10 protein-coding genes are annotated in these 12520 nt (G+C 66.9%); 6 read left to right on the top strand and 4 right to left on the bottom strand.

The window, feature by feature from the left end:
- Positions 1-3: 3 nt before the first annotated feature.
- Positions 4-1083 (bottom strand): NAD(P)H-dependent amine dehydrogenase family protein, encoded by a 1080-nt coding sequence (locus RCP80_RS21615; RefSeq protein ID WP_308479624.1) that lies wholly within the window; start codon positions 1081-1083, stop codon positions 4-6.
- A gap of 259 nt (positions 1084-1342) precedes the next feature.
- On the opposite strand from RCP80_RS21615, the gene RCP80_RS21620 reads away from it, so the two are divergent.
- Positions 1343-3178, top strand: a complete 1836-nt coding sequence (locus RCP80_RS21620) for an acyl-CoA dehydrogenase (protein WP_308479625.1) — start codon at positions 1343-1345, stop codon at positions 3176-3178.
- Positions 3179-3572: 394 nt separating this feature from the next.
- Here the strand turns inward: RCP80_RS21620 and RCP80_RS21625 are convergent, their stop codons facing one another.
- Complete coding sequence (locus RCP80_RS21625; RefSeq protein ID WP_308479626.1) at positions 3573-4895, bottom strand: acetyl-CoA C-acetyltransferase; 1323 nt, start codon at positions 4893-4895, stop codon at positions 3573-3575.
- 120 nt (positions 4896-5015) lie between these two features.
- Between RCP80_RS21625 and RCP80_RS21630 the strand changes: the two genes are divergently transcribed.
- Both RCP80_RS21630 and RCP80_RS21635 read left to right on the top strand, forming a co-directional pair.
- Complete coding sequence (locus RCP80_RS21630) at positions 5016-6389, top strand: 3-oxoacyl-ACP reductase (protein ID WP_308479627.1); 1374 nt, start codon at positions 5016-5018, stop codon at positions 6387-6389.
- A gap of 63 nt (positions 6390-6452) precedes the next feature.
- Positions 6453-7310, top strand: coding sequence for a MaoC/PaaZ C-terminal domain-containing protein (locus RCP80_RS21635; protein ID WP_308479628.1), 858 nt, complete (start codon positions 6453-6455; stop codon positions 7308-7310).
- On the opposite strand, the gene RCP80_RS21640 is transcribed toward RCP80_RS21635, so the two are convergent.
- Both RCP80_RS21640 and RCP80_RS21645 read right to left on the bottom strand, forming a co-directional pair.
- A complete protein-coding gene (locus RCP80_RS21640; RefSeq protein ID WP_308479629.1) occupies positions 7307-7918 on the bottom strand; it encodes a TetR/AcrR family transcriptional regulator in 612 nt (203 codons plus the stop codon). The genes RCP80_RS21635 and RCP80_RS21640 overlap by 4 nt on opposite strands.
- Positions 7919-7995: 77 nt before the next feature.
- Positions 7996-9705, bottom strand: a complete 1710-nt coding sequence (locus RCP80_RS21645; protein WP_308479630.1) for a helix-turn-helix domain-containing protein — start codon at positions 9703-9705, stop codon at positions 7996-7998.
- A gap of 135 nt (positions 9706-9840) precedes the next feature.
- On the opposite strand from RCP80_RS21645, the gene RCP80_RS21650 reads away from it, so the two are divergent.
- From RCP80_RS21650 to RCP80_RS21660, 3 genes are read left to right on the top strand one after another with little or no spacing between them, the layout of a single operon-like run.
- Positions 9841-10875 carry an ABC transporter substrate-binding protein gene (locus tag RCP80_RS21650; RefSeq protein WP_308479631.1) on the top strand — a complete coding sequence of 345 codons (1035 nt, stop codon included), beginning with the start codon at positions 9841-9843 and terminating at the stop codon, positions 10873-10875.
- Positions 10872-11714, top strand: a complete 843-nt coding sequence (locus tag RCP80_RS21655; RefSeq protein ID WP_308479632.1) for an ABC transporter permease — start codon at positions 10872-10874, stop codon at positions 11712-11714. The genes RCP80_RS21650 and RCP80_RS21655 overlap by 4 nt, the downstream gene beginning before the upstream one ends.
- Positions 11711-12511, top strand: a complete 801-nt coding sequence (locus RCP80_RS21660; protein WP_308479633.1) for an ABC transporter permease — start codon at positions 11711-11713, stop codon at positions 12509-12511. Before RCP80_RS21655 ends, RCP80_RS21660 begins: the two co-directional genes overlap by 4 nt.
- The last annotated feature ends 9 nt before the right edge of the window (positions 12512-12520 follow it).

Raw genomic sequence — 12520 nt, forward strand, 5'->3', positions numbered from 1 at the left:
CGCTCACACCCAGCGGGTGGCTTCCACCTCGGCGGGCAGCAGCGGGCGCAGCGGGACGTCGAGACCGTCGTAGATGCCGGGCTTCTGCTCGGCCAGCCACGCGATGGCGCCGAGCAGCCGGTTCGCGGCGGTAGTGTTGCCGCCGTCGGCGCGGGTGCCGCCGGGCACGTCGGCGCGGGTGACGATGGTCAGCTGCGGGTCACCGTCGATGATCACCCGATGGTCGCCGACGCCCTCGTCGGGTTGCGGCCAGTGCGGCGCGCAGGCCGGGTCGATGCGGGTGATGTGCTCGACGACGATGCGCTCCTGGCCGTCGGCCCAGCCGATCACCTTCAGAAAGAACGCGCCCTGGGTGCCCTTCTCGAAGCGGCCCATCACGGTGTCGCATGACTCTTCGAGCGGCAGCCGCTCCACCACCTCGGTGATCTTGTCGATCTCCAGGCCCAGCCCCCGGCCGATGAGCCGGATGTTTCCGCCCCACACCATGGTCGGGATGGTGGGCAGCAGCATCATCGGCACGTCATCCATGGCGCCGCCGAAACCACAGGACACCCGCACGGCGTGCGGCTGGTCGTAGGTCGAGTAGTCGAAGATCTCCTGGCATCGGATGGTGCGGATCCGGGTGCACAGGCCCGCGGCCACCACCGCCAGCGCGTCGTTGGCCCAGCCCGGGTCGACGCCGCTGACCAGCAGTGTCGCCCCACCGTGCGCGGCGGCCGCGGTGAGTCGGTCGACCCAGTCCGGCGGCGCCGACCGCGGATCGTAGAGCGAGTACAGCGACGGCGTCACCACGTGGGCGCCGGCGCGCAGGCACCGCTCGATATCGGCGACCGCGTCGTCGGGGCGGATGTCCCCGGAGGCCATATAGGCCACCGCATCGCAGCGCGCCAGCACCGCGTCGACGTCGTCGCTGGCCGCGACGCCGGTCGGCGCGGCCAGTCGAGCGAAGTCGGCGGCGTCCCGGCCGACCTTGTCCGGCGTCGAGGTGATGACGCCGGCCAGCTCCAACCCTGGGAAGCCGGTCACCGACCGGATGGCCGCGGCCCCCATGTTTCCCGTTCCCCAGACCGCAACACGCTGCATGCGGACAACCTATCCAGCTGGGACGTGATCAGAGTCACTACCCGGTAAATGCGCGGATCAACGGCCCCCCGGCGGCACATTTGACGAGGTCGGCCAACCGCTGGGTTGGTTAGTCGCCAGAAATAGCTCACGGCGGCTTGGCGTTGAAGTTACCGAGCGGTATAGTCAGCAGAGTTACTGGTGGGTAACTTAGCCAGAGTACCCAACCGAAAAACCTGAACATCGCAAATGCTGTGGCAGTTCTCACCGAGGAGGCACCATGAGCCACTACAAATCCAACGTGCGCGACCAGGAGTTCAACCTCTTCGAGGTATTGGGCATCGACAAGGTCCTGGGTCAAGGCACATTCGCCGATATCGACGCCGACACCGCCCGCGACATGCTCGGCGAGATGGCCCGGCTGGCCGAGGGGCCGATCGCCGAGTCCTTCGTCGACGGTGACCGCAATCCGCCGGTGTTCGATCCGGAGACCCACACGGTGAAGTTGCCGGAGTCGTTCAAGAAGTCGATGCGCACGCTGTACGACGGCGGCTGGGACAAGGTCGGCATGCCCGAGGAACTCGGCGGCATCCCGATGCCGCGCGCGCTGCAGTGGGCCCTGATCGAGCACATTCTGGGGGCGAACCCCGCCGCCTACATGTACGCCATGGGCGGCGGCATGGCGCTCATCCTGCACAACCTCGCCACCGAGGAGCAGAAGAAATGGGCGAAGCTCGCGGCCGAGCGCAACTGGGGCGCCACCATGGTCCTCACCGAGCCTGACGCCGGCTCCGACGTGGGCGCCGGCCGCACCAAGGCCATCCAGCAGGACGACGGTTCGTGGCACATCGACGGGGTGAAGCGGTTCATCACCTCGGCCGATTCCGATGACCTGTTCGAGAACATCTTCCACATGGTGCTGGCCCGCCCCGAGGGCGCCGGCCCGGGCACCAAGGGGCTGTCGCTGTTCTTCGTACCGAAGTTCCACTTCGACGCGGAGACCGGCGAACTCGGCGAGCGCAACGGTGTGTTCGTCACCAACGTCGAGCACAAGATGGGCTTGAAGGTCTCCACCACCTGTGAGCTGACGTTCGGCCAGCACGGCGTACCCGCCCAGGGTTGGCTCGTCGGCGAGGTGCACGACGGCATCGCGCAGATGTTCGAGGTCATCGAGCAGGCGCGGATGATGGTCGGTACCAAGGCGATCGCGACCCTGTCGACCGGTTACCTCAACGCGCTCGAGTACGCCAAGGAGCGGGTGCAGGGCGCCGACATGACGCAGCTGACCGACAAGACCGCTCCGCGCGTGACCATCACCCATCACCCGGATGTACGTCGTTCGCTGATGACCCAGAAGGCCTACGCCGAGGGCATGCGCGCGCTGTACCTGCACGCCGCCACCTACCAGGACGTCGAGGTCGCGCAGGCGCTCCATGGTGTCGACGCCGAGGTGGCGCTCAAGGTCAACGACCTGCTGCTGCCGGTGGTCAAGGGCTACGGGTCCGAACAGGCCTACGCCAAGCTCACCGAGAGTCTGCAGACCCTGGGCGGGTCCGGCTTCCTGCAGGACTACCCGATCGAGCAGTACATCCGCGACGCCAAGATCGACAGCCTCTACGAGGGCACCACTGCCATCCAGGCGCAGGACTTCTTCTTCCGCAAGATCGTCCGCGACCAGGGGCGGGCCCTGGGGCACGTCGCCGGTGAGATCAGTGAGTTCATCAAGAACGAGTCCGGTAACGGCCGGCTGAAGAGCGAACGGGCGCTGCTGTCCACCGCGCTGGAGGACGTACAGGGCATGGCCGCCGCGCTGACCGGTTACCTGATGGCCGCTCAGGAGGAGTCGACCAGCATCTACAAGGTGGGTCTGGGCTCGGTGCGCTTCCTGATGTCGGTCGGGGACCTGCTGGTCGGCTGGCTGCTGGCCCGCCAGGCCGCGGTGGCCGTCGAGAAGCTCGACGCCGGCGCGACCGGTGCCGACAAGTCGTTCTACGAGGGCAAGGTGGCCGTGGCGTCGTTCTTCGCGAAGAACATCCTGCCGCAGCTGACCAGCACCCGCAGCATCCTCGAGCACATCGACAACGAGATCATGGAGCTCGACGAAGCGGCCTTCTAGACCGTTCCAAGGACAAGAAAAGCTCCCGTACGCCATGGCGTGCGGGAGCTTTTCGTTGCGGGACTGCCGCCAAAAAAAGGGCGGGTTCGGGAGGACACATGAGGGCGTCTCATTACTACTCGCGCGTCCGGCCTTCGCCTCTTCGCCGGCACTTTGGATCAGTCACTCCCGAACCCGTCGTGCCGTCGATGCTACGCCTCTCAACCGGCCGGCACCAGAGCCGAAACCCGGGCGCGGCCCGGAGTCCCCTCGGCCCCGGGCGCGCCTGTCGCGGCAGACCAAAAAAGAGGTTGGCCCGTGTTGCCGTCGGGTCGGGGGGTCAGACGGCAACACGGAGCCAACCAGTACATCGAATACCCGCTACGGGGTGTTACAAACCGGGCGAAGAATCTTTCTAGGCCTCCAGGATCGCCGTCACGCCCTGGCCGCCGGCCGCGCAGATGGAGATCAGGCCGCGCACCGGACGCCCGTCGGCCTGGGCTTTCTTCTCGCTGAGTTGCTTCGCCAACTGCGCCAGAATCCGCCCCCCGGTCGCCGCGAACGGGTGCCCGGCCGCTAGCGATGAGCCGTTGACGTTGAGCTTGGAACGGGCGATCGGGCCCAGCGCCGCGTCCAGGCCGAGCCGCTGCTTGCAGTACTCGTCGGACTCCCAGGCCTGCAGTGCGGCCAACACCACCGACGCGAACGCCTCGTGGATCTCGTAGAAGTCGAAGTCCTGCAGCGCCAGGCCGTTTCGAGCCAGCAGCCGCGGCACCGCATAGGTCGGTGCCATCAACAGCCCGTCGGCGCCGCTGACATAGTCCACCGCCGCCGTCTCGGCGTCGACGAGACGGGCCAGCACCGGCAGGTCGTGCGCGGCGGCCCAGTCCTCGCTGGCCAGCAGGGCCACCGAGGCCCCGTCGGTCAGCGGCGTGGAGTTGCCCGCGGTCATCGTCGCGTCGCCGTTGCGCACCCCGAACACCGGCTTGAGCTTGGCCAGCTTCTCCGGCGAGGAGTCGGGGCGCAGGTTGTCGTCGCGGTACAGCCCGAGGAACGGCGTGACCAGGTCGTCGAAGAACCCGCGGTCATAGGCCGCGGCCATGTTGCGGTGGCTGGCGGCGGCCAACTCGTCCTGATCGACCCGCTTGATGCCCAGCTGCTTGGCCGTGACCGCGGCGTGCTCGCCCATCGACAGCCCGGTGCGCGGTTCGCCGTTGGTCGGGATCTGCACCCCCAGGGCCGCGGGCAGCTTGCCCACCAGCTTGAGCCGCTCGAGATTGGACTTGGAGCGCCGCAGGCTCAGCAGCACCCGGCGCAGGTCGTCGCCGAACGCGATCGGCGCGTCGGAGGTGGTGTCCACCCCGCCCGCAGCGGCCACCTCGTAGCGGCCCATCGCGATGCCGTCGGCCGCGGCGATCGCGGCCTGCAACCCGGTGCCGCAGGCCTGCTGCAGATCGAAGGCCGGGGTATCGGGCGACAGCGCACTGCCCAGCACGCATTCGCGCATCAGGTTGAAGTCCCGGCTGTGCTTGAGGACGGCACCGCCGATCACCATGTCGAGGCGCTGCCCGGTCAGGTTGAAGCGCTCGACCAGGCCGTCCAGGGCCGCGGTGAACATGTCCTGGTTGGAAGCCTGCGCGTAGGCGCCGTCGGATCGGGCGAACGGGATGCGGTTGCCGCCCAGTACCGCGACGGGACGACGGCTCTTGGCTGAGTTCGATTGCGCGTTGGTGGCCACGGGTATCTCCGTTGGGTCGGTTTGAGGTGGATGCCGATTACGGCCATACTACCCACTGATCTTACTTTCAAGTAAGTTCATGTTCCGACAGCGTAGAACCCTGAGACGAGAGGCGGCGCCGTGGCTCCCAAGCTTCCGAACGACTTGTATGCGCAGGTGGTCCTGTCCGGGCCCGGATCGTTTTTGGCCAAGCAGCTCGGGATCCCGCAGCCAGAGACCCTGCGTCGCTACCGGGTCGGCGAACCGGCGCTGGCGGGTCCGCTGCTGATCGGCGGTGACGGACGCATCGCCGAACCCATGCGCACCGCGCTCGCCGAGGACTACGAGCTGGTGGGCGACAACCTCGGCGGCCGCTGGGCCGACAAATTCGGCGGGTTGCTGTTCGACGCCACCGGCATCGGCACGCCGGCGGGACTGAAGGCGCTGCACGAGTTCTTCACCCCGCTGCTGCGGAACGTCGGGCCGTCCGGACGCGTCGTCGTGGTCGGCACCACGCCCGAGGACGCCGCCGGGCCCGACGAGCGCATCGCCCAGCGCGCCCTCGAGGGCTTCACCCGGTCGCTGGCCAAGGAGATGCAGCGCGGGGCGACGGTCTCGCTGGTCTACCTGTCGCCGGCGGCCAAACCCGCGGCCAGCGGCCTGGAGTCGACGCTGCGCTTCCTGCTCTCGGCCAAGTCCGCCTACGTCGACGGTCAGGTGTTCTACGTCGGTGCGGACGACGCGACACCGCCCGCCGACTGGGACCAGCCGCTGGCCGGCAAGGTCGCCATCGTGACCGGCGCGGCGCGCGGCATCGGCGCCACCATCGCCGAGGTGTTCGCCCGCGACGGCGCCAAGGTGGTGTGCGTCGACATGGCCGCACCCGAGGGCGCTCCCGACGCTCTCGGCGAGACCGCCGCCAAGGTCGGCGGAACCGCGCTGACACTGGATGTCACGGCCGACGATGCCGTGCAACGCATCACCGACCACCTGACCGAGCACTACGCCGGCAAGGCCGACATCCTCGTCAACAACGCCGGCATCACCCGGGACAAGCTGCTGGCCAACATGGACGACGCCCGGTGGGACGCCGTGATCGCGGTCAATCTGCTTGCACCGCAACGGCTCACCCAGGGATTGGTGGACAACGGCACGATCGGTGACGGCGGCCGCGTGATCGGGTTGTCCTCGATGGCCGGTATCGCGGGCAACCGCGGTCAGACCAACTACGCGGCCACCAAGGCCGGCATGATCGGCCTGACCGAGGCACTGGCACCCACGTTGGCCGAAAAGAACATCACCATCAACGCCGTCGCCCCGGGCTTCATCGAGACCAAGATGACCGACGCCATGCCGTTCGCCACCCGCGAGGTGGCCCGCCGGATGAACTCGCTGTTCCAGGGCGGCCAGCCGGTCGATGTGGCCGAGGCCATCGCATACTTCGCCAGCCCGGCCTCGAATGCGGTGACCGCCAACACGATCCGGGTCTGCGGCCAGGCCATGCTGGGAGCCTGAGATGACCGACACCGCGAGTCGACAATGCGCCGCGAGGCACAAACGGCGAGGAGGAGCGAGCCAATGAGCACCGATCAGCCCAGCGCCCTGATGAACATGGTGCGCGCCGCCGCCGGGGCATTACCGTTCATCCCCCGCGGCGACGACATCCCGGACCGGACGCTACGGGTGACCGACCTGGCGATCGACCGCGACAACGTCGCGGCGTATGCGGCGGTGACGGGCCTGCGCTACGGCGACACGGTGCCGTTGACCTACCCGTTCGCGCTGACCTTCCCGACCGTGATGGCGCTCATCACCGAATTCGACTTCCCCTTCGCCGCAATGGGTTCGGTGCATGTGGAGAACCACATCACCCAGCACCAACCGATCGCGGTCACTGACACCGTGTCGGTCAAGGCCCGCGCGGAGAACATGCGCGAGCATCGCAAGGGGCTGCTGGTCGACGTGCGCACCGAGGTGAGTGTCGGCAACGAGGTGGCGTGGCAGCAGGTGACGACGTTCCTGCACCAACAACGCACCAGCCTGTCCGACGAGCCCAAGCCGCCGCCGGTCAAGCAGCCGAAGTTGCCGCCGCCCAACTCGATCCTGCGGATCACGGCCGGCCAGATCCGTCGTTACGCCGCCGTGGCCGGCGACCACAACCCGATCCACACCAGCACGATCGGCGCCAAGCTGTTCGGCTTTCCCCGCGCGATCGCGCACGGAATGTTCAGCGCCGCCGCGGTGCTGGCCAACATCGAGGGACAGCTGCCCGACGCGGTGCGGTACTCGGTGAGGTTCGGCAAACCGATCGTCCTGCCGGCCAGCACCGGATTGTATGTCGATCGCGTGACCGAGGGCTGGGACCTGTCACTGCGGCATCTGTCCAAGGGGTATCCGCACCTGACCGGCGAGGTCCGCGAACTCCGCGACGGCTAGGTCGTCGTCGGCTCATTCGACGTCTTGCCCTTGAGGCCGCGCCAGAACAGGTTGATCAGCAGTTCGGCGGCGTCGTCGACATCGACGTCGCCCGAGCTGACCCGGGCGGCCACCGCCTCGCCGGCACCCACCAGCGCGATCGCCATCATGTGAAAGTCGGTGCCGGGCTCCGGATTACGCGTCCCGGTGGACAGCAGGCGCGCGACCAGATCGATGATGCGTTCGCGGCCGTCGCGCACCGTGTGGGCGAACGCCTGGGAACTGGTGGCCTGGGTGTAGAGCACGATCCAGGACGCGCGGTTGGCGTCGATGTAGGACAGGAACGTCAGGATGGTCTTGCGCAGCATGTCGCGCGGCGGCAGCGTGAAGTCGACATCGGTGCGCACGGCCTCGATGAACCGGCTCAACTCGCGGCTCAGGCACGCCCCGAACAAGTCTTCCTTCGACCCGTAATAGAGGTAGAGCATCGGCTTGGAGATCTCGGCCTTGGCCGCGATGGCATCCATCGAGGTCTCGTGATAGCCGTTGACGGAGAACACCTCGACCGCGGCGTCGAGCATCTGCTGCTCGCGCACGGCACGCGGCAACCGCTTGGTACCACCGGCCATCCGCCTACCCTTCGCCCGAACCTGTGCGGAGACTGATATTACTCAGGAGTAAGCAAAGCTGCGCCCAAGGCCGCGGCTCAGCGTAAACCGGCAATCTGCGCCACGGTCAGCGAAGCGGTAAGTCGCAGTAGATCCCGCGGTTTGGCCAGCCGCAATCCGGTCAGCTCCTCGAGTCGGCGGGTCCGTTGTTGCACGGTGTTCGGGTGCAGATGCAGTGCTGCGGCAGCGGCCCGGCGATCCAAATCATGCTCGAGCAGGACACGGGCGGTATGTACCAGTTCAGTCGACCGCTCGCGGTCGTAATCGAGGGCGGGCCCCAACACTGAACGCGCAAATGCGCGCAGTCCCTCCGGGTCATCGAGTTGCAGCAACAAATGGTCGATGGCGATCTCCTGCAGGTCGATGACCGCGGGGGAAGGACCGTCGGCGGCCAACTCCAGCGCGCCACGCAGCGTCCGAAAAACCCCGGACAGGTCCTGGACGGCAGCGGGCGGTGCCACGGCTGACAGTGCGCGCTCGACCACCTCCTCGGCGGTCAGTAGATCGACCAGCCGGGCGGCAACCTCGGTGATCTCGCCGTCGACTCCTGGGCCCCGCGCGTCTCGGGCCCACACCAAGACCAAGTCACCACGATGGACCGCGGTCAGCGGACGGGGAGATACCCCCGCCACAAACCGATCGACGGCAGACAACAACCGTTCGGTCATCGGTCGGCTGCCGGGCTTGTCGCGTTCGACGCAGCGCACCGCGAGCAACACCTGCTCACCGGACAGATCCCAGCCGAGGCGACGTGCCCGACCCAACAGGGCGGCGATGTCGGCGCCGTCCGAATTGAGCAACTCGGCGACCAGCGACCCGCGCAGCCGCTGTTCCACCTCGGCAGCTGTACGGGCCCGCAGCAGTTCGAGCGCCGTGACGACTGCGGCGTGCTCAATCGCGCGCATGTCGAGCCGGGTGAGCGCCGCGGGCAGATCCTGGACATGGATTCGTGCCACGACGTCGCCGTCGAGCACGACCGGGGACCAGCTGTGCTCTCCCCCGCTGGTGTCCTCGGTGAGCCAGCCCGCGCGCGCCAAGGTCTCGTCGTACACGTCCTCGATCCACACCGGGCGGTCCAGCAATTCGGCCAGCGCGGCAGCCACACCCTCGACCCCCTCGCCGCGTAGTGCGGTCGCGGTGAGCAGCGTATGTATCTCCTCCGCTCGGCGCAGTTCCCGAATGGTGTCCTGCTCACGGGCACGCAACTGGGCGGTACCCAAGGCGATCGCCACCTGGGTCGCCAATGTGGTCACCATGCTGATCTCGGCGGCATCGAACCGGTGCGGGCGGGCGTGATAGCCGTTGAGCGCGCCGACGACGGTGCTGCCGCGGCGCAACGGCACCGACACCAACGCGCGGTAGCCCTGCTCGTCTGCCACCCCACCCCACGCGAAGCCCGGATGGAGCTCGATGTCCTCCAACACCACCGCCTCGCCGGTGCGGAAGGCAATGCTCGTCGGTGCTTCGTCGGCGCCTCGAACGTCGAGCAGGATCGGCCGACTGGCGTTGACTTCGGCAATGTAGTCGGTCAACAAGCCATGAGAGCCGACGATAGCGAGCGCCTGCCCACTTTCGTCGGGCAAGAATACGCCGCAGAAGTCGTACCCGAGCAATGTGCAGGCGGTGCGCGCCACCCGTCCCAACAGGTCCGTGACAGGCTCGTCGCCACCGACAGCCTCCCCGATGGTCGCGAGGGCATCGAGCCAGCGTTCCAGCGGCACACCGGAACGTGATGTTGGGACAGACATAGGTTGAAGCATAAGTGTGTTCAGCAGGACATTGCCGCGGCCTGCGCGCATCACGCATGGTGATGCGCAGCGGTGACAGTCGTCACAAGCGGGGATCAAGGAGGTTTTCCGTTGCGCAATCCAGCACGATCGCGAATGTTTCGATCGGCGATCGCCCTAGCGGCCGTGGCCGTGATGGCCGTGACGACGGCGTGCTCCGCAGGACTAGGTGGACCGGCATCCTCGCGTGCTGCCCAAGAAGGCGTCATCCGCTTCACCTTCGCCCCAGACCCGATCTGGGACTACATGAACGAAACCGGCATCGTCGAGGAGTGGCAGCACTCCACCGGCTACACCATCGAATCCAGCGCCACCTGGGACGAGTTCGGTCTGTTCGCCGGCGGGCACGCCGACATCATCTCGACGGCCTCTTTCGAAGTGCCTTACCTCGAGGAGCAGACCCAGCGCGAGACCGTGATCATCGGACGCTACAACGCCGAACGTAGCCGAATCCTGGTGCGCACCGACGACCCAGCGCAGTCAGTGGCGGATCTCCGCGGGAAACGCTTCGGGGTGTTCACCACGGTGTCGGGCACCCTGGTCTGGAGCGCCTTGCTCAAGCACATGCACGATCTCAACCTCATCGGCAACGGCAGCGACTTCCGAGTCGTGGTGGCTGACATCCAGAACTTGTCGAACCTGCTTGCCCGCGGTGAGATCGATGCTTGCATCTGCTACCCCGACCTGTCGGCTCGGGAACTCCGGCAGGGCACGGTGCGGGCGCTCTACGACGGCAGGTCCTCGGCTGACCTGTTCGGCGAACTCATTGCCCCAGGACATGACGGGCCTATGGGCAACGTCTTCGTGGCCCGCCGCGATTGGGTCGAGGAGCATCCGCGCGAGGTATCCGCTTTCCTCGACCTGTGGACCAGGGGGCTCTCCGAATGGCGGGGACACCGCGAAGAAATGATCGAACACTACCCACAGCACTTCGCGGTAGAGAATCCCGAAGACATCACCTTCATGAAGGAATATGTGGCCGAACACGATTGGGTCGTCGACGACGTGCGGTTCGACGAAGAGTGGGCAACCGACGAGAGCTCGATCTTCGAACTGATGCGGGAAACCGGCGTCATCGGCGATGACGTGGCGGACCCTCGCTTTCTGCCGACCGAGGGAGTCAAGCCGTGACCCAGACTGTCGCACTACCGAGCACCGCGCCCGGACCCCGCGACCCTGCGCAGCCACCCCGCTGGCGGCGGAACCCAGGACGGCCCACCGGCCCGCGGCGGTGGTTGATCTCTGGCAGTGCGCTGGTGCTGGCGATCGCGGCCTGGATGGCAATCGCCGCCTGGGTGGACGATCCCATCCTGCCCAAGCCCGTCGATGTGCTGGAGCGGACCGTCGCCATCATCGCCTCCGGTGAGGCGTTGACGAACTTCGCCTCGAGCATCGGCAAGATCGCGGCCGGATTCGCAATCGCGATGATCGCCGGTCTGATCATCGGCTTCGCAATGGGTCGTAGCCGGTTCATGACGTCCTACTTCTCGCTGCCGCTGTTCGTCCTCGGCAATATGCCGGGCCTGACCTATGCGGTGTTCGGCCTGTTGATATTCGGCATCGGCCCGGGCGGTCCGATCGTGGTCTCGGCCCTGGTGGCCACCCCATTCATCGCGATCAACGTCGCCGAGGGGGTGCGCTCGGTCGACGGGAACCTGTTGGCGATGTGCCACGCGTTCGAGCGCAACCGCGTCGACATTCTGCGTCACCTGTACTTGCCTGCCGTGGCCACCTTTGTCTTCGCCGGCGTGCGTTACGGCTTCGCGATGGCCTGGAAAGTGGAGGCCCTCACCGAGGTGTTCGGCGCCAGCGACGGTGTCGGATTCATGATCCGCAAGGCCTATCAAGAGTTCCAGGTCGACGACATGCTTGCCTGGACAGCACTTTTCGTCATCGTCATGATTCTGATGGAGCGTGGTCTGGCGTACCTCGAAACCCGTTTGTTCGCCTGGCGGAAGGACCTCGGATGAGTACCACCACCACCCCGATCACCCAGCTGCAATCCTGGCGGTATCAGCTGCGCGGTCACGGTTCTGGAGCGCTCGCCGTCGCCGCGTCCGTGTTGACCATCCTGGCCGTTTGGCAACTGGCAGTGGTGGTGGGCAACCGGATTCCCTCGCCGGCCGACACCGTCGACAGCCTGGCAAGCGAGGCCGCCGCGGGACAACTCTGGGCCAACCTGGCCGTCTCGGCCAACCGATTCGCGCTCGGCCTGGCTGCCGCGCTTCTGGTCGGGGCGGTGCTGGGCGTCCTGATGGGGCTGTCCAAGATCGCCGACCTGGCGCTGTCCGACCTCAACGCAGCCGCGTTGGCGATCCCAGCCGTCATCTGGGCGCTGCTGACCACGATGTGGTTCGGCTTCGGTTGGCTGACACCGGTGGTGACGGTGTTTCTGGCGGGTCTGCCATTCGTCATCGTCAACATCGCCAAGGCCACCCGGGCGGTGCCGGCCGACCTGGTTCTGATGGCACGGTCCTTCGGAGTCTCCCGCGCAGATGTGCTGCGGCACATCGTCGCACCCGCGGTCGCCGGATCCACCGTGGCCGCCGTGCGGTTCGCCATCATGAGCGCCTGGAACGGACTGCTGCTGGCCGAGTGGTTCGGATCGACGTCGGGGGTGGGTTGGCGGTCCAGATACTGGTATGACGCTAACCAACTCGATGGCTTCTTCGCCTGGGTGCTGGTTTTCATCCTGGTACTGATCATCGCCGATCTGGTGATCCTCGGTCCGATCGAGCGCTACGCCACGCGCTGGCGTTCGGCCTGAAACCCCTCT

This window comes from Mycolicibacterium sp. MU0053, from assembly GCF_963378095.1.
Lineage (GTDB): Bacteria > Actinomycetota > Actinomycetes > Mycobacteriales > Mycobacteriaceae > Mycobacterium > Mycobacterium burgundiense.